We start from the raw sequence: 19,103 nt of genomic DNA, 5'->3' as shown, positions 1-19,103 counted from the left end.
AGGACGTTAAGAATCCATGTCACTTTGAGTGCCCACACAGATTGTCTGATAAATTTTTAAAGAGCAGTGCAACGCGGCTTTCGCTCACCGTTGCGAGGTCCCGTATAATACGTTTTCCTCATTCAGAGTCAAGCGCTTATTTCACTTTTCTCTGTCGGTTTTCAGCGTCACATTTCGCTGCTGAAACCCTGCTGACCCGGCGGCTTGTTTGCCGTTGTTCCGTGTCAGTGGAGGCGCATTATAGGGAGTAATTCTGAAGTGACAAGCATAAATTCAAAAAAACAATTCAAGCGCTCACTTTTCAACCAAATTAACGTTTGAACTTTAATTCTTGCCTGGTTTTTAAACAAAAACGAGCCCAAAGGGCCCGTTTTTGTCGTTTTGTGACTTACTGCACTGCTACGATGCGGTCGTCTTTTACCACCAGCTCGACGGTTTTCCCCGGAACCAGCTCGCCAGACAGGATTTGCTGCGCTAACGGGTTCTCTATCTGTTGCTGGATGGCACGTTTCAATGGACGCGCGCCGTATACCGGGTCGTAGCCATTTTCGCTCAGCAGCTTCAACGCCTCATCGGACATATGCACTTCATAGCCGCGCTCTTCCAGACGTTTATACAAACGCTGCAGTTGGATCTGCGCAATAGAAGCAATATGTTTTTCACCCAACGGATGGAAGACCACCACTTCATCGATACGGTTGATAAACTCCGGACGGAAGCGCTGGCTAACCACGCCAAGCACCAGATCCTTCATATGACCGTAGTCCAGCTCGCCGAAACGTTCCTGGATCAGATCGGAACCGAGGTTTGAGGTCATGATGACAACCGTATTACGGAAGTCGACCGTTCTCCCCTGCCCGTCGGTCAGGCGACCATCGTCAAGCACCTGCAGCAGAATGTTAAATACATCCGGATGCGCTTTTTCCACTTCATCCAACAGGATGACGGAATAAGGACGACGACGGACCGCTTCGGTCAGATAGCCGCCCTCTTCATAACCCACGTATCCCGGAGGCGCACCGACCAGACGCGAGACGGAGTGTTTCTCCATAAATTCGGACATATCGATACGCACCATCGCGTCGTCGCTGTCGAACATGAAGTTAGCCAGCGTTTTGCAAAGCTCGGTTTTACCCACCCCGGTCGGGCCGAGGAACAGGAACGAACCAATAGGCCGGTTCGGGTCAGACAGCCCGGCGCGGCTACGGCGAATGGCGTTGGATACCGCTTCAACCGCTTCATCCTGGCCAATAACGCGGTGATGCAGATCCTGTTCCATACGCAACAGTTTTTCGCGCTCGCTTTCCATCATGCGCGCCACCGGAATACCGGTCCAGCGCGCCAGCACTTCGGCAATCTCGGCATCGGTTACTTTGTTACGTAACAGGCGCATCGTTTTGCCTTCAGACTGGGTGGCTGCCGCCAGCTGTTTTTCCAGCTCCGGAATTTTACCGTATTGCAGTTCGGACATCCGCGCGAGGTCGCCAAGACGTCGTGCTTGTTCGATAGCAATTTTGGCTTGTTCCAGCTCAGCTTTAATAGTCTGCGTACCGGAGAGCGATGCTTTTTCCGCTTTCCACTCTTCTTCCAGCACCGAATACTGGCTTTCTTTGTCCGCCAGCTCTTCATTAAGCATATCGAGACGCTTCAGGCTCGCTTCATCCGCCTCTTTCTTCAGCGCCTGCTGTTCCAACTTCAACTGGATGATACGGCGATCGAGACGGTCCAGCTCTTCCGGCTTCGAGTCGATCTGCATACGGATGCTGGATGCTGCTTCATCGATAAGGTCGATGGCTTTATCCGGCAACTGACGGTCGGCAATATAGCGATGCGACAGGGTCGCCGCTGCCACGATGGCCGGGTCAGTGATCTGCACGTGGTGGTGCAGTTCATAACGTTCTTTCAGACCGCGCAGTATGGCGATGGTATCTTCTACCGTCGGCTCGGCAACGAACACTTTCTGGAAACGACGTTCCAGCGCGGCGTCTTTTTCAATGTACTGGCGGTATTCGTCAAGGGTGGTGGCGCCGACGCAGTGCAGTTCACCGCGCGCCAGGGCCGGTTTCAGCATGTTGCCGGCATCCATCGCGCCGTCGGCTTTACCCGCGCCGACCATGGTGTGCAGCTCATCGATAAACAGGATAACGTTGCCTTCCTGTTTCGCCAGATCGTTCAGCACGCCTTTCAGACGCTCTTCGAATTCACCGCGATATTTCGCCCCGGCCACCAGCGCGCCCATATCCAGCGCCAATACCCGACGGCCTTTCAGCCCTTCTGGTACTTCGCCGTTGACGATACGCTGCGCCAGTCCTTCGACGATTGCCGTTTTACCCACCCCGGGTTCACCAATCAGCACCGGGTTGTTTTTAGTACGGCGCTGAAGTACCTGGATGGTACGACGGATCTCTTCATCACGGCCGATCACCGGGTCCAGTTTGCCTTGTTCGGCACGCTCGGTCAGATCGACGGTAAATTTTTTCAATGCCTGACGTTGGTCTTCGGCACCCTGATCGTTCACGCTTTCACCTCCGCGCATTTGTTCAATCGCCTGAGTCACATTGGCGGTTGTTGCTCCGGCAGATTTCAGCAGGTCGGTCAGCGTACCGCGTGATTCAAGCGCCGCCAGAACGAACAGTTCTGACGAAATAAAGTTATCCTTTCTCTTTTGCGCCAGCTTGTCGCACAGATTGAGAATACGCACCAGATCCTGAGACGGCTGGACGTCGCCGCCGGTACCTTCTACCTGCGGTAAACGGCTCAGCGCCTGTTCGATTTGGCTGCGTAACGCCACGGCGTTAACACCCGCCGAGGTTAGTAAAGGATGCACCGATCCCCCTTCCTGATTCAGCAAGGCGCTCATTAGATGAAGTGGTTCGATGAATTGGTTGTCGTGCCCGAGTGCTAGCGACTGGGCATCGGCAAGAGCAAGCTGGAATTTATTAGTAAGACGATCCAGACGCATAACTCCTCCCATAAACAGGTCAAATTTGCTACTGGAGATTAAATGAGGTCATCCCTCAATTATTCAAGGTTAAAGACCTGAACTATGTGAAAAATAAGTTTGCCTTCTGGATCGTCTTGATTCTCTAGGTTATATCAGCCAAATGAAACTTGCCATACGACCTGTGGTCTTGTCGCGACGATAAGAGAAAAAATCATCTTTTTCACTTAGAGTGCAACGATCGCCGCCGAAAATCTGCTCCACGCCGACGTTAGCCAGGCGCTGACGAGCCAATTGATAAATATTAGCAAAATATTTTTCACCGGCAGAACGGAAGGCGCTCTCCGCCTGGGCATCTTTGGCGATGAAAGCCTCTCGCACTTCCGCACCGACTTCAAACGCCTCAGGGCCAATTGCCGGACCAAGCCAGGCCAGAATATTTTCCGGTTTATCATTAAAGCAGGCGACCGTTTCTTCCAGTACGCCTTCACATAAGCCGCGCCATCCGGCGTGCGCTGCCGCCACCTCGGTTCCGGCGCGGTTACAGAACAGCACCGGCAGGCAGTCCGCGGTCATCACCGCACAAACGGTACCCGGCGTATTACAGTATGACGCATCGGCGCGTTTTGACACGTACGGCCCGCCATCCAATTTTAGTACCGTCGTGCCATGCACCTGCTCCAGCCACACCGGATAAGAGGGTAATCCGCCAGCGGCAAACATCCGCCGGCGGTTTTCTTCGACATGCAGGAGATCGTCGCCGCAATGGGCGCCAAGGTTCAACGAGTCATACGGAGGCAGGCTCACGCCGCCCACACGGGTAGAACTACAGGCCGCCACGCCTTTCGGCATAGGCCACTGCGGAACAATCAGCTTTGTCATAACCAGTCAATATCGTCCTTATGGGCTTCAAAATCGGCGCGCATGGCGTCGATCAGTTCCACCATATCCTGCGGGATCGGCGCGTGCCATTCCATCTCAATACCGGTAATTGGGTGATACAGACGCAGCATGGTCGCGTGTAATGCCTGGCGATCGAATTTGCGCAGCGCGCTGATGAACTCGTCCGATGCCCCTTTCGGCGGACGCGGGCGGCCGCCATAAACCTGATCGCCCACCAGCGGATGGGTAATATGCGCCATATGGACGCGGATTTGGTGGGTACGGCCGGTTTCCAGGCGCAGGCGCAAACGGGTGTGGATACGGAAATGTTCCATAATGCGGTAATGGGTCACCGCCGGTTTCCCCATCGGGTGAACCGCCATATGCGTGCGCTTGGTCGGGTGACGGCTGATTGGTTCTTCAACCGTACCGCCAGCGGTCATGTGGCCGATAGCCACCGCCTCATACTCGCGGGTAATTTCGCGCAGCTGCAGTGACTCGACCAGACGCGTTTGCGCCGGAATAGTCTTCGCCACGACCATCAGGCCGGTGGTATCTTTATCCAGACGGTGAACAATACCCGCGCGAGGGACATCGGCAATGGGCGGATAGTAATGCAGCAGCGCATTCAGCACAGTACCGTCAGGGTTGCCCGCACCAGGGTGCACAACCAAATCACGTGGTTTGTTGATGACCAGGATGTCGTCATCTTCATAGACGATATTGAGCGGAATATCCTGCGGTTCAAAACGCACGTCTTCCTCGATCTCAACATCGATAGAGACGGCTTCGCCGCCAAAAACTTTTTCTTTCGGCTTGTCGATGACGTTGCCGTTTACCAGCACGCGCTGGTCAAGGATCCATTCTTTTATCCGCGAACGTGAATAATCCGGGAACAATTCGGCCAAAGCCTGATCTAAGCGTTGACCGAGTTGGTTCTCGGACACCGTTGCGGTGAGTTGTACTCGTTGTGCCATATACAGCTTCTTCGTTTAACGTTGGGTTTTACGGCTTTGCCGTTTAATATAGTGTGCTATTGTAGCTGGTCTTAATCGGGAGCAGGAACAGAGATTCTCCCGCATAAACATTTTGAGGAAGTCAAAACGTCATGACGCGCATGAAATACCTGGTGGCAGCAGCCACACTGAGCCTGGCTTTGGTGGGTTGCTCTGGCTCAAAGGAGGAGGTGCCTGATAATCCGCCGAATGAAATTTACGCGACCGCCCAGCAAAAGTTGCAGGACGGTAACTGGAAACAGGCAATAACGCAACTGGAAGCGTTGGATAATCGCTATCCATTTGGTCCTTACTCCCAACAGGTACAGTTGGACCTGATTTATGCGTATTACAAAAATGCCGATTTGCCGCTGGCCCAGGCCGCAATCGATCGTTTCGCTCGTCTGAATCCTACGCATCCAAACATTGACTATGTCATCTATATGCGCGGCCTGACTAACATGGCCCTTGATGACAGCGCTCTACAGGGCTTCTTCGGCGTCGATCGTTCCGACCGCGACCCGCAGCACGCTCGCGACGCATTCAATGATTTCTCGAAGCTGGTTCGCGGTTATCCGAACAGCCAGTACGCTACAGACGCCTACAAACGTCTGGTGTTCCTGAAAGACCGTCTGGCGAAGTATGAGCTGTCGGTGGTGGATTATTACACCGACCGCGGCGCCTGGGTTGCCGTCGTGAACCGCGTTGACGGTATGCTGCGTAACTACCCGGATACGCAGGCCACTCGCGATGCGCTGCCGAAGATGGAAAACGCCTATCGTCAGATGCAAATGAACGCGCAGGCTGACAAAGTCGCCAAAATCATCGCCGCCAACGGCAAAAACACCTGAGGGTGATAACAGAAAGCAAAACGGCAGCCCCTGGGCTGCCGTTTTTTTATTCAATGAACACCAGCGCTGAAGCGGTTTAGCGCCGAGTTAACTCATCAAATATGGCCCCCTTTCTTCATTTCGACAAGTAAAATCTCATCCGTTCCTGTCCTGTCTCACAAAATGAATTCGTTGACAAAAAGTGACATTTAAATGTGATTTAGATCACACATTTTGACATTAGGCGAGGTATGCTGGGTTCACCAAGACGGGAAAGACAAGAGGTAAAATTTATGACAATGAACATTACCAGTAAACAAATGGAAATTACTCCGGCAATCCGCCAGCATGTCGCAGACCGTCTCGCCAAACTGGATAAGTGGCAAACTCATTTAATCAACCCGCACATCATTCTCTCTAAGGAGCCGCAGGGTTTTATTGCTGACGCAACCATCAATACGCCGAACGGCCATCTGGTTGCCAGCGCGCGTCATGAAGACATGTACGCCGCCATTAACGAATTGATCAACAAGCTGGAACGGCAGCTGAATAAAGTGCAACACAAAGGGGAAGCCCGCCGCGCCGCCACATCGGTGAAAGAGGCAGGCTTTGTGGAAGAAGAAGAGTAATCCTTAACTTAAGTTGTGTCATGCCACGCGCCTTCGGGCGCGTTTTTCGTTTTTTAATTGACAGGATGAAAACAGTACAGGTACTGTAATCCACACTAACCTAAGGAATTCATCGTGAAACGACTCCCGTTCTTCTTCGCATTCTTTTTTACCTTCCCCTGACTGGGAGGCGGTTCGTCGTATAAGAAAGAATGCGAAGACGAATAACAAGGCCTCCCACGCGGGAGGCCTTTTTTATTGATAACAAGAAAGGCAACACAATTATGACCGAGGAAAACCCATTACTGGCCCTGCGCGACAAAATAAGCGCCCTGGATGAAAAACTGCTCGCGCTGCTGGCCGAACGCCGCGGCCTAGCGGTAGAAGTCGGGAAAGCGAAGCTGGAATCGCACCGTCCAGTACGCGATATCGACCGCGAACGCGACCTGCTGGAGCGTTTAATGACGCTTGGCAAAAAGCATCATCTGGACGCCCACTACATTACCCGCCTGTTCCAGCTGATTATTGAAGACTCCGTTCTTACCCAGCAGGCGCTACTGCAGCAGCATCTTAATAAGATTAACCCCCGCTCCGCGCGTATCGCCTTCCTTGGGCCTAAAGGCTCGTATTCACATCTTGCCGCGCGCCAGTACGCCGCGCGTCATTTTGAGCAATTTATCGAAAGCGGCTGCGCGAAATTCGCCGATATCTTTGAGCAGGTCGAAACCGGTCAGGCCGATTACGCCGTCGTGCCGATTGAAAACACCAGCTCCGGCGGGATCAACGATGTGTACGATCTGCTGCAGCATACCAGTCTGTCGATCGTCGGCGAACTGACGCTACCAATCGATCACTGTGTGCTCGTTTCATCCTCAACGGACGCTGATAAGATCGAGACCGTTTATAGCCATCCGCAGCCGTTCCAGCAATGCAGCCAGTATTTAAGCCGCTATCCGCACTGGAAAATCGAGTACACCGAGAGCACCTCAGCGGCGATGGAAAAAGTCGCGCAGGCAAAATCCCCCACCGTTGCCGCGCTGGGTAGCGAGGCCGGCGGCGCGCTGTACGGGCTGCAGGTGCTGGAGCACTGCCAGGCTAACCAGACGCAAAACATCACTCGTTTCCTGGTGCTGGCGCGTAAAGCGGTGAACGTATCCGATCAGGTGCCGGCGAAAACGACGTTGTTAATCGCCACCGGCCAACAGGCTGGCGCGCTGGTTGAAGCGCTACTGGTGCTGCGTAACCACAACCTGATCATGAGCAAGCTGGAATCGCGCCCCATCCACGGTAACCCGTGGGAAGAGATGTTTTATCTGGATATTCAGGCCAACCTGGAATCCCTTCCCTTACGTAAGGCTTTAAAAGAGCTGGCCGAAATTACCCGTTCGATGAAAGTACTGGGCTGTTACCCGAGCGAAAACGTCGTGCCGGTCGACCCGGCTTAACGTTCAATAAATTGCCGTTTCTTCATCCCTGCCACCGCAACCGGCAGGGTGAAGATGGCGCCGGAAAGCGGATATTGCGCCACTTCGTCGGCGTCCATATTTTCCCGGGTGGTAGTGATATAGAGCGTTTTCATGTCCGCGCCGCCGAAACACACCATCGTGGGGCAACGCACCGGCACGCGATACTCTTCCAGTTGTTCTCCGTTCGGCGAAAAGCGGGCAATCCGCCAGCCGTCAAACATCGCGCTCCAGTAACAGCCTTCTTCATCAACCGCCGCACCGTCAGGGATCCCCTCTCCCGGATGGAAACGACGAAACACTTCCCGTATGCCCGGCTCGCCCTGCTCATCCAGCGGCGTGCGGTAAATCACCGCGTTCGGCGTATCGGAGGTATACATCCAGCGCTTATCGTCGCTAAACGCCAGACCATTAGCACCATGAATATCGCACTGCACCACCTTTGGCGTCAGGTCGTTATCAATACGCACCAGCAGCGCGCCATTGTAATCCCCCGGCCCCCAGAAGGTCCCTGCGTAAAAACGGCCATCCCGATCGGTACCGCCGTCGTTAAAACGCGCGAGATCCGGGTTACTTGGGTTATCACAGATTTTGCGTTGCAGCAGACCACGGGCATCACAAAGCCAGATACCGCTACGTAAGGCGACGATAAAACCTCCCTTCTCGCGCAGAGCAAAGCAGCCCACTTCTTCGGGAAATTGCAGGACCTGGTGTTCTTTATTGCGTGTATCGTAGCGGTGAATTTCGCACTCCAGAATATCCGCCCAGTACAGTGCCTGCTCGGCATGGCTCCAGGTTGGGCATTCCGGCAGGTGCCCGACGTAATCAAACAGCGGTTGCGGTTGAGCCATCTTTTCATCCCTATAAAAAAAGCCAGCGGGTTACCCCTCTGGCTTTATTGTATACACGTTTAGCGGACTTACTGTCGATTATCATTCGCCTGACGCAACAGCGTACGGCTTTCGCTCTGGAAGCGCTGGGCGTAATCGCCAAACCAGTGTTCGACTTTACGGAAGCTGTCGATAAACGCCTGCTTATCGCCCTGCTCCAGCAGACCAATCGCTTCGCCGAACCGCTGGTAGTAGCGCTTAATTAACGCCAGATTATTTTCTGACGACATAATGATGTCGGCATACAGCTGCGGATCCTGGGCAAACAGACGCCCCACCATCGCCAGCTCCAGTCGATAAATCGGCGAAGAGAGCGCCAATAGTTGCTCAAGACGAACGTTCTCTTCAGCCAGATGCAGGCCATAGGCGAAAGTGGCAAAGTGACGCAACGCCTGAATAAACGCCATGTTCTGATCGTGCTCAACGGCGCTGATGCGGTGCAGCCGCGCGCCCCAGACCTGAATCTGTTCAAGGAACCACTGGTACGCTTCCGGCTGACGCCCGTCGCAGTAAACCACCACCTGTTTCGCCAGGCTGCCGCTATCCGGACCAAACATCGGGTGCAATCCCAATACCGGGCCATTATGCGCCGCCAGCATCGCCTGCAGCGGCTCGGCTTTGATGGAAGCCAGATCGACCAGAATGCAATCCGCTGGCAGCGGCGGCAGACGCGAAATCGTCTCTGCTGTGGTATGGATCGGAACGCTGACGATAACCATCCCGGCATCGGCGACAATCTCTGTCGCCCGCGGCCAGTCTTCTTTTTCCAGCACCCGCACCTGATAGCCTGACAGCGTCAGCATCTTCTCAAACAGACGCCCCATCTGCCCACCGCCGCCAACAATAACCACCGGGCGCAGGTTCGGATGCAGCGTTTTGAAGCCTTTGTCGTTTTCACTTGAATACGATTCGCGCATCACCCGACGCAGGACATCCTCGATAAGATCCGGCGGCACACCGAGCGCCGCCGCCTCTTCCCGGCGGGAAGCCAGCATCGCGGCTTCGCGTTCCGGTACGTAAATCGGCAGGCCATATTTACTCTTAACCTCGCCAACTTCCGCCACCAGCTCCAGGCGCTTTGCCAGCAAATCAAGCAGCGCCTTATCAACTTCATCAATTTGATCGCGTAATGCGGTCAGTTCAGCAACCATACAATCCTCTTAACCCAGACGTGCCGCCAGATGAGCGCGCAGATCGCTATCGAGCTCGCGCAGCAGTGCATCGGTAGTTTCCCAGCTGATGCAGGCGTCGGTGACGGATACGCCGTACTTCATATCACAACGGGGCTGCTCAGAAGACTGATTGCCTTCGTGGATATTGCTCTCAATCATCAGGCCAATGATGGAACGGTTGCCATCTTTGATCTGCGCGACGACGGATTCCGCAACCGCCGGCTGACGACGGTAGTCTTTATTGGAATTACCATGACTGCAATCTATCATCAGCGACGGTTTCAGTCCCGCCTGCGCCATCTCTTTTTCGCACTTCTCAACGTCTTCCGGGCCGTAGTTTGGCGCTTTACCGCCGCGCAGAATGACGTGACCATCCGGATTCCCCTGGGTCTGCAGCAGGCAAACCTGGCCGGCCTGGTTGATGCCGACGAAGCGGTGCGGCATCGCGGCGGCGCGCATGGCGTTGATCGCCGTCGCCAGGCTGCCATCGGTACCGTTTTTAAAACCAACCGGCATCGACAGACCGGATGCCATTTCACGGTGAGTCTGCGATTCAGTGGTACGCGCGCCGATGGCGGACCAGCTGAACAGATCGCCAAGGTACTGTGGGCTATTTGGATCGAGCGCTTCTGTCGCCAGCGGCAGGCCCATATTGACTAAATCAACCAGCAGGCGACGCGCTATCTTGAGACCGCCTTCCACATCAAACGAGCCATCCATGTGCGGATCGTTAATCAGCCCTTTCCAGCCAACAGTGGTACGTGGCTTTTCAAAATAGACGCGCATCACCAGGTAGAGGCTATCGCTGACCTCTGCGGCAAGGGCTTTAAATCGACGAGCATATTCGATAGCAGCTTCCGGATCGTGGATTGAGCAAGGACCACAGACCACCAACAGACGCGGATCGCGGCCGGCAATAATGTTGGAAATAGTCTGACGGGAGTGCGCGATCTGCGCTTCCTGCTCCACGGTTAACGGGAATTCGGCTTTCAGTTGATCCGGGGTAATCAGAACTTGTTCATCGGTAATATGTACGTTATTCAGCGCGTCTTTTTGCATGATGGCGATCCTGTATAGCTCGTTTGCGATAGTCGTTGCCTCAGCGGGCATGACGTAACCATACCATATAAAGTAAAGATATCAATCCATATTACGTAAACATTACTTTACAACAGCAAAATAATTGGCATCGAATTGCCAGAAAAGTGTTCATATAAATGTACACATGGCGAAGACTCTTTTTTGCCGCCGCGTTTTACTCATTCCTTTACTAAAATTCCTGGTAAGGATTATCTCAAAGCGGCCGGGGCAGCTAATGACGCTTTTTGCCAATAATGCTATTCTCCGCTCAGGCAACTGCGAACTGCGTTTCCCGTGCAATAACGATTTGACGGACCCGTTAATGAAAGAGTTTTACCGTCTATTTTTGCTTTTCTTTTTGCTCATCGCGGGAGTTCCCGCTTTTGCCGCTGAGACATCTGAGAACGTTCGCGCCATAGTTTCGGGGATTGTGACTTATACGCGCTGGCCAAATTTATCCGGCCCGCCGAAGTTATGCGTTTTTTCCACCTCCCGATATATCCGCAGTTTGGCTCAGGAAGCGCCGGAAAATTTACCTTATCAACCGGTGATAGTTCGAAATTCACAGGAAGCCCTAAAGGCCAGCTGCGACGGTTTGTATTTCGGCAGTGAAACCCCGGATCAGCAGTCTGCATTAACAAAAAAATATGGCTCCCGTCCTCTATTACTCATAGCGGAACAAAATACCGATTGCTCTTTTGGCAGCGCTTTTTGCTTGCTCATAAATGACGATAGGGTGAGGTTTTCCGTTAATCTGGATGTCCTGACGCATAGCGGTGTACGGGTCAATCCGGACGTACTGATGCTTGCCCGGAAGAAATCACATGAATAAGGATTTTTCTCAGGCCCCGCGCCCCACTTTCAAAAACGCGTTACGCCGAATCAGCATGATAAGCGTAGTGATTTCGATGACGCTGGTCTGGCTTTTGCTCAGCGCCGCCTCCGTCATCACGTTAAAACAGTACGCGCAAAAAAATCTTGAGCTCACCGCGGCAACCATGGGCCGCAGCCTCGAAGCGGCACTGGTTTTTGGCGATGCCACCGCCGCAGAAGATACGCTGGCGACGCTTGGCAGACAGGGGCAATTTTCCGAAGCCACGCTTCTGGACAGCCATCAGCGTCATTTCGCCGACTGGCGTAATGACGCCTTAGTTAAAAACGAAAAATTCAGTGGTTATATTAGTAAATGGCTGTTTCCTGAACCGACTGTCCAGCCAATCTGGCATCAGGGGAAAATAATCGGTGAGCTTCGTCTGAAGGCGCTCGATCGGTTAATCAGTCATTTTCTCGGTACTTCGCTGATCGTTTTGACCGGCAGTATTCTGCTGGCGTCCGTTATCGCCCTGATGCTTACCCATTCTCTGCATCGCGGTATTGTCGCCGCGCTGCAAAGTATTACCGAAGTGGTACATGATATCCGCGAAAACCGCCATTTCTCGCGCCGTGTACCGGAAGAACGTATTGAGGAATTCCATCTCTTTGCCCAGGACTTCAATAGCCTGCTGGGAGAAATGGAGGACTGGCAGCGTCAACTGCAGGCGAAAAATGCGCAACTGCTGCGCAGCTCGTTGCATGATCCACTAACGGGATTGGCGAATCGCGCGGCGTTTCGCAACGTCATCGGTAAGCTAATGGACGATGACGCGGCACGTCATAGTTCGGCGCTGCTGTTTCTTGACGGCGATAATTTCAAACTCATTAACGATAACTGGGGACACGCTGCCGGCGATAAAGTCCTTATTGAGGTCGCCAGCCGCCTGATGGCATTCGTTGGCGACCAACATCAGGCATGGCGTCTGGGCGGCGATGAATTCGCCATTTTACTGCACGATGTGCATACCGAAACCGAAGTCCAGGCGCTTTGCGCAACGCTGTCCGAACAGTTTCTTCAGCCATTCAACCTCCACAATGGCCACACGGCAACGCTCTCTTTGAGTATTGGCTATGCTTTGACCTGGGAACACACCTCGGTGGAGGAGCTGCAGGAACTGGCCGATCAGAATATGTATCGGATGAAAAACCAGCGTTTTCATCACACACAAAAATAAGAAGGAATGACTATGCTCAGGCAATTTATTGCGCCCACTCTTCTGGCTGCTTTTCTCCTCACTGGGTGCCAGGCGCCAGGTAAGTTCTCGAAAGAACAGGTCGCAGCAATGAAGTCTTACGGCTTTACCGAAGCCGCCGGTGATTGGTCCTTAGGTTTGTCTGACAGCATTCTGTTTGACAAAAACGACTATCGCCTGCGTCCCGACAGCCAGCAGCAAATCCACAGTATGGCCGCACGGTTAGCTGAAACCGGTATTACCCATAGCCGTCTTGAAGGTCATACCGATAACTACGGCGAAGACAGCTACAACGAAGCGCTGTCATTAAAGCGCGCCAACAGCGTGGCGGATGCCTGGGCTGAAGGCGCGAAAATTCCGCGCAGTAATTTAACCACCCGCGGGTTAGGTAAAAAGTACCCCATCGCCAGCAACAATACCGCGGCAGGCCGTGCTGAAAACCGCCGTGTTACCGTGGTGATCAGCACGCCTTAAGCGCGTTAGTCTACCGACTTAACCAGCCTCATCGCTGAAGCCGCGCGCCAGCGCAGGTAATCAACCACGAGGCACGCCGCGAGGCTGACGCCCATCAGCGGCACCGCCAGCCCGAGCAGGAGCGCTATTAACAGCGCAAGCGCCCGGGCAGCGACACTTAGTCCCAGCCACGCTTGCACCAACGTTTGTGCAGGATTAAATGCACTCTGCGCCGGACGGCGGATCCACCACAGGCGATAGCCGACGACGATCATGACGCACAGGGCCAACCCGAATACCACCAACAGCAACTGGTTCGCCAACCCGAACAGTATTCCCATATGAAAATCGACGCCCCAACGGGTCAGCTTAGCCATCAGCGGGAAATCGCTAAAGCGGGTACGATCCACGACTTGTAACGTCTCGCCATCGATGGCCACAGCATCGACCCGCGTCGGCCAGCTACGGTCAATTTCATTCACCGTCCACGCCATCCCCGCGCTTTTTGGCGGCCGGATCTCCAGCTTGCTGGCCGTTAGACCTGCGGCCTGCGCCACCTGCAATACGCTATCGAACCGATCCGCAGTCACTTTCACCTGTGGCTCATCCATTGCCATATGCGCCATGTGGTGCCCGGCGTGCGGATCGGGCGGCATCGCCTTCCCGCCATGAAGTTGCGTATTGACCTGCGGCGTTAGCCAGCCAAACGCGGCGCGCATCTTATCGACGTTACCGCCCGCCCACTGCGACCAGGTTAAGCCGGTGGCGGAAAACAGTAACATGCCGACCAGTAACATCCAGCCCAGCGTCACGTGCAGACGTCGGGTATTTTGCAGCCTATTGTGTATCCGCCGCTTCGGACGGGTCATCGCCCATAGCGCAATACCGCCCAACGCCGCAACCCACATCCAGGAGGCCGCCAGTTCGCTGTACAGTCTGCCGCCGTCGCCCAACAGCAAGGATTTATGCGCGTAATCAATCCACTGGCGCAGCGGTAAAATACCGCTGGTACCGTAAACCGTCAGATCGCCTTTGACTCGTAGTGTCACCGGGTCAACAAAAATAGCCCGGTTTTCTGATTCCCCCAGCCGCGGGTCGGCAAACATCACCCGCGTCGTTTCGCCGGCGGTAATACCCGGGCGCACGGCCTGCAGGCGGAGGTTGTTTTGCGTAGCCTCTTTGGCGACGGCAATTTGCGCGCTAAGCGGCTGTCTTTCGCCGTTGAGCGAACCCTGTAAGGCCTCATGGTACAGCCAGTTTTCCAGTTGCGGCGTAGCGACATACAGCGTGCCGGTCAAGGCCGCGACAAAGATAAATGGTCCAATAAACAGACCAATATAGAAATGGAGGCGCCGCAGCAGGTTTAACCATGCCGCGCGCGAGGTGCAGGTTGTCATACTCTTCCTTTTTTAAAGCAAAAGAGGTCGTTGCGCAGTACGCAGATTCATTTTTATTAAAGGGAAAAAGCAGACAGCCGCGGCGGCGCGCGGGTTTCAGGATAGAGCCAGGGGAAGTAGTGCCAGTGTTTTAATACCGGGCGAGAAGCCGGCAGCCGAATGCGCCGCAGGATCATGGCGAAGAACAGCGCCAGCGCGAACAGCAGCCCCGGTACGTGCGCTAATAGCACGCAATAGCCGCAAGCTTCGGCGTGATCGACCGGCATGCTATGCGCCGGCTGCGACGCTCTGTCAGCGCCGTGCATCATTACCATCTCATGTCCGGACATCCCATCATGAGACGCGCCCATCGGCATAGCATGATGCATGCCCGGCATTGCGCTCATGGGATCTTTCTGCAGCGAAACGGAGATCAGCGGCGCCACCACGATCAGCAGGATCGCAAACAGCGCCAGCCAGGCGGCCCGCCGTTGCAATGCTGATTGTGAGAAAATAGTGCCGTTCACCGCCCCTCCGAAATCCGGGCGATATTGTAATTGATTTACATCAAAATAGTTAAAATTTAGATAAAAAAAGGGCCAGCCATCTGGCCAGCCCTTTCTATCAGGATGTCGCGAAAGCGAATCTTAGTTAAGACGCTCTTTGATACGAGCAGACTTACCGGTACGCTCACGCAGGTAGTACAGTTTAGCTTTACGTACAGCACCACGACGTTTAACAGCAATGCTGTCAACTACCGGAGAGTGAGTCTGGAAGACACGCTCAACGCCTTCGCCGTTGGAAATTTTACGAACAGTGAATGCAGAGTGCAGACCGCGGTTACGAATAGCGATAACCACGCCCTCGAATGCCTGCAGACGTTTTTTGGAACCTTCAACAACCCATACTTTCACTTCCACGGTATCACCCGGACGGAAGGAAGGTACGTCCTGCTTCATCTGTTCTTGTTCAAGTTGCTTAATAATGTTGCTCATAATTTAATCTCTTATCCTGGGTAAACTGATATTGGGGGCTCACGCCTGCCCATCATGTTTATGCTGCTGTTGCGCGTGTTCGCTTTTGAACTGCGCCAGCAACTTTGCTTGCTCTTCAGTCAGAGCCAGGTTTTCCAGAAGTTCAGGTCTTCTAAGCCAGGTGCGGCCCAGCGACTGCTTCAGACGCCAGCGACGTATCTCAGCATGGTTCCCCGACAGCAATACTGGCGGTACTTCCATCTCTTCTAACACTTCAGGACGGGTATAGTGCGGGCAATCCAGCAACCCATCAGCAAAGGAATCTTCCGTTGCTGATGCTTCATGTCCCAGTACTCCCGGAATGAACCGGGAAACGGAGTCAATCAGCGTCATTGCCGGTAACTCACCACCGCTGAGAACGTAATCGCCGATTGACCATTCTTCGTCAATTTCGGTTTGGATTACGCGCTCGTCTATCCCTTCGTAGCGACCGCACACCAGAATCAGTTTCTGATTCGTTGCCAGTTCGCTGACGCCCGCTTGATCAAGCTTGCGTCCCTGAGGTGACAGATAAATCACCTTTGCGCCTTCACCTGCCGCGGCTTTTGCTGCATGAATGGCATCCCGTAAGGGTTGAACCATCATTAGCATCCCCGGTCCGCCGCCGTAAGGACGATCGTCCACGGTACGGTGCCGGTCATGAGCGAAGTCGCGAGGACTCCAGCTTTCGATGCTCAGCAGGCCATTTTTTACTGCCCGGCCAGTTACCCCGTAATCGGTAATTGCGCGGAACATTTCAGGAAACAGGCTAATTATGCCAATCCACATAGCGCCGTCTTTTACCGTTTATCCGGAGAATTTAAAAACCAGGATCCCAATCTACTTCGATAGTACGAGTAGCGAGATCGACTTTCTTGATAACCTGCCCATCGAGGAACGGAACCAACCGCTCCTTGATGCCAAATGCATCTTTCAGGTTTGCCTTGATGACGAGAACGTCATTCGACCCGGTTTCCATCATATCAATGACTTTACCCAGGCTATAGCCTTCGGTGGTAACTACCTGGCAGCCCATCAGGTCTTTCCAGTAATAGTCGCCCTCTTCCAGCGCCGGCAGCTGCGATGAATCAACGATAATTTCGCAATTAGTCAGGAGATTCGCCGCATCACGATCGTCAATGCCTTTCAGCTTGATGATGATGTCCTGATTGTGGTGGCGCCAGCTTTCCAGCTCAACAACCTGCCACTGACCCGCCTTCTGGATTAACCAGGGCTGATAGTCAAAAATGCTTTCAGCGTCTTCGGTGGAGGAAAACACTCTGAGCCAACCACGGATACCGTAGGAAGAACCCATTTTCCCCAATACAATCGGATCAACAGGTGCTTGTGCGGTGTGTTGCTTGCTCATCATGACCACCGTGACAGATTAAGCTGCTTTGTTAGCGGCTTTGATCAGCGCGGCAACGCGATCGGAAACAGTAGCGCCCTGGCCAACCCAGTGAGCGATACGATCCAGATCCAGGCGGGTGCCTTCTTCTTTCTCGGTAGCGATCGGGTTGAAGAAGCCAACGCGCTCGATGAAGCGACCGTTGCGTGCATTACGGCTGTCGGTGACAACAACCTGGTAGAACGGACGCTTTTTAGCGCCGTGACGTGCTAAACGAATAGTTACCATAACATCCTCTTGTGTGAATAAAACAACCGGGCCCCATCGAGGAACGGAGCCCGGTGTCATATTAAAAGCCCGAAAATTTTACTGATTTCTGTGCAAAAATCAATTCAAAACTACATACGCTAAATAATTCGAGTTGCAGGAAGGCGGCAAGTGAGTAAATCCCCGGGAGCGTACACAAGTACGTGACCGGGGTGAACGAACGCAGCCAACGCATCTGCGGCTTGAATTATGACGCGTATTAGCGGCCTGGGAATCCTGGCGGCATCATCCCTTTCATCCCGCGCATCATCTTCATCATGCCGCCTTTCGACTTCATCTTCTTCATCATGCGCTGCATGTCGTCGAACTGCTTCAGCAAGCGGTTCACGTCCTGCACCTGCATCCCGCAACCGGCGGCGATACGGCGTTTACGCGAACCTTTGATGATTTCCGGCTTGGCGCGCTCTTTCATCGTCATCGAGTTGATGATCGCTTCCATACGCACCAGCACTTTGTCGTCCATCTGCGCTTTCACGTTATCGGGAATTTGCCCCATGCCCGGCAGTTTGCCCATCAGGCTGGCCATGCCGCCCATGTTTTTCATCTGGCGCAGTTGCTCAAGGAAGTCGGTCAGATCGAAACCGTCGCCTTTCTTCAGCTTGGATGCCAGCTTCTCGGCCTGCGCGCGGTCAACTTTGCTCTCGATATCTTCGATAAGCGACAGCACGTCGCCCATGCCGAGAATACGGGAAGCGATACGGTCCGGGTGGAACGGCTCCAGCGCTTCGGTTTTCTCGCCGACGCCGAGGAATTTAATCGGCTTGCCGGTGATATGACGAATCGACAGCGCCGCACCGCCGCGGGCGTCGCCGTCTACTTTGGTCAGCACCACGCCGGTCAAAGGCAGCGCTTCGTTAAAGGCCTTCGCGGTATTCGCCGCATCCTGACCGGTCATCGCATCGACGACAAACAGCGTCTCAACCGGATTAATCGCGGCGTGGACCTGTTTGATTTCGTCCATCATCGCTTCATCGACGTGCAGACGACCGGCGGTATCCACCAGCAGCACGTCGTAGAATTTCAGCTTCGCTTCTTTCAGCGCCGCGTTGACGATATCAACCGGCTTCTGGCCAACGTCGGACGGGAAGAAATCCACGCCGACCTGCTCTGCCAGCGTTTCCAGCTGTTTAATCGCCGCCGGGCGGTATACGTCCGCGGAAACGACCAGCACTTTTTTCTTGTGCTTCTCGCGCAGGAATTTGCCCAGCTTACCGACGCTGGTCGTTTTACCCGCACCCTGCAGGCCCGCCATCAGGACGACGGCCGGCGGCTGCGCGGCTAAATCCAGCGTCTGGTTTTCTTCGCCCATCGCCGCAACCAGCTCGTTGCGGACAATCTTGACGAACTCCTGACCTGGCGTCAGGCTTTTATTGACTTCATGTCCTACCGCGCTCTCTTTGACGCGGCTGATGAAATCACGCACCACCGGAAGCGCGACGTCGGCCTCCAGCAGCGCCATGCGCACTTCGCGCAGGGTGTCTTTAATGTTGTCTTCGGTAAGGCGTCCGCGGCCGCTAATGTTGCGCAGCGTACGCGACAAACGATCGGTTAAATTATCAAACATTGTCTCTCGCCTGAGGTGGAAACGGTCGGTCGCCGCAGCGACACAAAAATACGAATTTGGCGCAGTATAACACGACATAAACCTGAATGTGCTGC

General features: G+C 54.0%; 20 protein-coding genes and 1 other annotated feature. Of the genes, 7 read left to right on the top strand and 13 right to left on the bottom strand.

Features of this window, described 5'->3' with window-relative positions; translation table 11 throughout:
* Positions 1-388 precede the first annotated feature (388 nt).
* The 3 genes from clpB to rluD all read right to left on the bottom strand — a co-directional run bounded on the left by clpB (position 389) and on the right by rluD (position 4,800).
* Positions 389-2,962: an ATP-dependent chaperone ClpB gene (gene clpB, locus ABLV07_RS23710; protein ID WP_015703191.1), complete on the bottom strand. Its 2,574-nt coding sequence runs from the start codon at positions 2,960-2,962 to the stop codon at positions 389-391.
* Positions 2,963-3,091: 129 nt separating this feature from the next.
* The gene (yfiH, locus tag ABLV07_RS23705) at positions 3,092-3,823 is read right to left on the bottom strand and encodes a purine nucleoside phosphorylase YfiH (protein ID WP_058649325.1); all 732 of its coding nucleotides are present in this window, start codon (positions 3,821-3,823) and stop codon (positions 3,092-3,094) included.
* Positions 3,820-4,800 carry a 23S rRNA pseudouridine(1911/1915/1917) synthase RluD gene (gene rluD / locus ABLV07_RS23700; RefSeq protein ID WP_015370269.1) on the bottom strand — a complete coding sequence of 327 codons (981 nt, stop codon included), beginning with the start codon at positions 4,798-4,800 and terminating at the stop codon, positions 3,820-3,822. Before rluD ends, yfiH begins: the two co-directional genes overlap by 4 nt.
* Positions 4,801-4,931: 131 nt before the next feature.
* Between rluD and bamD the strand changes: the two genes are divergently transcribed.
* The 4 genes from bamD (at position 4,932) to pheA (ending at position 7,701) form a co-directional block, all read left to right on the top strand.
* Positions 4,932-5,669, top strand: coding sequence for an outer membrane protein assembly factor BamD (gene bamD / locus ABLV07_RS23695; RefSeq protein WP_015370268.1), 738 nt, complete (start codon positions 4,932-4,934; stop codon positions 5,667-5,669).
* A gap of 272 nt (positions 5,670-5,941) precedes the next feature.
* On the top strand, positions 5,942-6,277 hold the full coding sequence (raiA, locus tag ABLV07_RS23690; RefSeq protein WP_002914111.1) for a ribosome-associated translation inhibitor RaiA: 336 nt from the start codon (positions 5,942-5,944) through the stop codon (positions 6,275-6,277).
* A gap of 113 nt (positions 6,278-6,390) precedes the next feature.
* Positions 6,391-6,515, top strand: a sequence feature (Phe leader region).
* Complete coding sequence (gene pheL / locus ABLV07_RS23685) at positions 6,392-6,439, top strand: pheA operon leader peptide PheL (protein WP_100279143.1); 48 nt, start codon at positions 6,392-6,394, stop codon at positions 6,437-6,439. Its footprint overlaps the feature before it by 48 nt.
* A 25-nt stretch (positions 6,516-6,540) precedes the next feature.
* A complete protein-coding gene (pheA, locus tag ABLV07_RS23680; RefSeq protein ID WP_015370267.1) occupies positions 6,541-7,701 on the top strand; it encodes a bifunctional chorismate mutase/prephenate dehydratase in 1,161 nt (386 codons plus the stop codon).
* Here pheA and ABLV07_RS23675 read toward each other — a convergent pair.
* The 3 genes from ABLV07_RS23675 to aroF all read right to left on the bottom strand — a co-directional run bounded on the left by ABLV07_RS23675 (position 7,698) and on the right by aroF (position 10,840).
* Positions 7,698-8,570, bottom strand: coding sequence for an SMP-30/gluconolactonase/LRE family protein (locus ABLV07_RS23675; protein ID WP_348853638.1), 873 nt, complete (start codon positions 8,568-8,570; stop codon positions 7,698-7,700). The genes pheA and ABLV07_RS23675 overlap by 4 nt on opposite strands.
* A 68-nt stretch (positions 8,571-8,638) precedes the next feature.
* A complete protein-coding gene (gene tyrA / locus ABLV07_RS23670; protein ID WP_015703194.1) occupies positions 8,639-9,760 on the bottom strand; it encodes a bifunctional chorismate mutase/prephenate dehydrogenase in 1,122 nt (373 codons plus the stop codon).
* A 9-nt stretch (positions 9,761-9,769) separates the two neighbouring features.
* Entirely contained in the window at positions 9,770-10,840 is a 1,071-nt protein-coding gene (aroF, locus tag ABLV07_RS23665; protein ID WP_042893249.1) for a 3-deoxy-7-phosphoheptulonate synthase AroF, read from the bottom strand.
* A gap of 343 nt (positions 10,841-11,183) precedes the next feature.
* On the opposite strand from aroF, the gene ABLV07_RS23660 reads away from it, so the two are divergent.
* From ABLV07_RS23660 to ABLV07_RS23650, 3 genes are read left to right on the top strand one after another with little or no spacing between them, the layout of a single operon-like run.
* Entirely contained in the window at positions 11,184-11,693 is a 510-nt protein-coding gene (locus ABLV07_RS23660) for a YfiR family protein (protein ID WP_026612240.1), read from the top strand.
* Positions 11,686-12,909 carry a diguanylate cyclase DgcN gene (dgcN, locus tag ABLV07_RS23655; RefSeq protein ID WP_015370262.1) on the top strand — a complete coding sequence of 408 codons (1,224 nt, stop codon included), beginning with the start codon at positions 11,686-11,688 and terminating at the stop codon, positions 12,907-12,909. The genes ABLV07_RS23660 and dgcN overlap by 8 nt, the downstream gene beginning before the upstream one ends.
* Positions 12,910-12,921: 12 nt before the next feature.
* The gene (locus ABLV07_RS23650) at positions 12,922-13,401 is read left to right on the top strand and encodes an OmpA family protein (RefSeq protein WP_015370261.1); all 480 of its coding nucleotides are present in this window, start codon (positions 12,922-12,924) and stop codon (positions 13,399-13,401) included.
* A 5-nt stretch (positions 13,402-13,406) separates the two neighbouring features.
* Here the strand turns inward: ABLV07_RS23650 and ABLV07_RS23645 are convergent, their stop codons facing one another.
* The 7 genes from ABLV07_RS23645 to ffh all read right to left on the bottom strand — a co-directional run bounded on the left by ABLV07_RS23645 (position 13,407) and on the right by ffh (position 19,008).
* Entirely contained in the window at positions 13,407-14,777 is a 1,371-nt protein-coding gene (locus ABLV07_RS23645) for a PepSY-associated TM helix domain-containing protein (RefSeq protein WP_348853640.1), read from the bottom strand.
* Between the two features lie 56 nt (positions 14,778-14,833).
* Positions 14,834-15,283, bottom strand: coding sequence for a DUF2946 domain-containing protein (locus ABLV07_RS23640; protein ID WP_032715649.1), 450 nt, complete (start codon positions 15,281-15,283; stop codon positions 14,834-14,836).
* Positions 15,284-15,403: 120 nt separating this feature from the next.
* The gene (gene rplS, locus ABLV07_RS23635; protein WP_002914145.1) at positions 15,404-15,751 is read right to left on the bottom strand and encodes a 50S ribosomal protein L19; all 348 of its coding nucleotides are present in this window, start codon (positions 15,749-15,751) and stop codon (positions 15,404-15,406) included.
* A 39-nt stretch (positions 15,752-15,790) separates the two neighbouring features.
* Positions 15,791-16,558, bottom strand: a complete 768-nt coding sequence (gene trmD / locus ABLV07_RS23630; RefSeq protein ID WP_008806092.1) for a tRNA (guanosine(37)-N1)-methyltransferase TrmD — start codon at positions 16,556-16,558, stop codon at positions 15,791-15,793.
* A 31-nt stretch (positions 16,559-16,589) separates the two neighbouring features.
* Entirely contained in the window at positions 16,590-17,138 is a 549-nt protein-coding gene (gene rimM / locus ABLV07_RS23625) for a ribosome maturation factor RimM (protein WP_015703198.1), read from the bottom strand.
* Positions 17,139-17,156: 18 nt separating this feature from the next.
* A complete protein-coding gene (gene rpsP / locus ABLV07_RS23620; protein WP_015370257.1) occupies positions 17,157-17,405 on the bottom strand; it encodes a 30S ribosomal protein S16 in 249 nt (82 codons plus the stop codon).
* A gap of 238 nt (positions 17,406-17,643) precedes the next feature.
* Positions 17,644-19,008, bottom strand: a complete 1,365-nt coding sequence (gene ffh / locus ABLV07_RS23615) for a signal recognition particle protein (protein WP_020078159.1) — start codon at positions 19,006-19,008, stop codon at positions 17,644-17,646.
* Between the last annotated feature and the right edge of the window lie 95 nt (positions 19,009-19,103).

Source organism: Klebsiella sp. CN_Kp097 (assembly GCF_040064495.1).
GTDB classification, from domain to species: Bacteria; Pseudomonadota; Gammaproteobacteria; order Enterobacterales; family Enterobacteriaceae; genus Klebsiella; species Klebsiella aerogenes.
The sequence above is the reverse complement of the archived record's forward strand: the minus strand, read 5'-3'. Positions and strand labels throughout refer to the sequence as shown.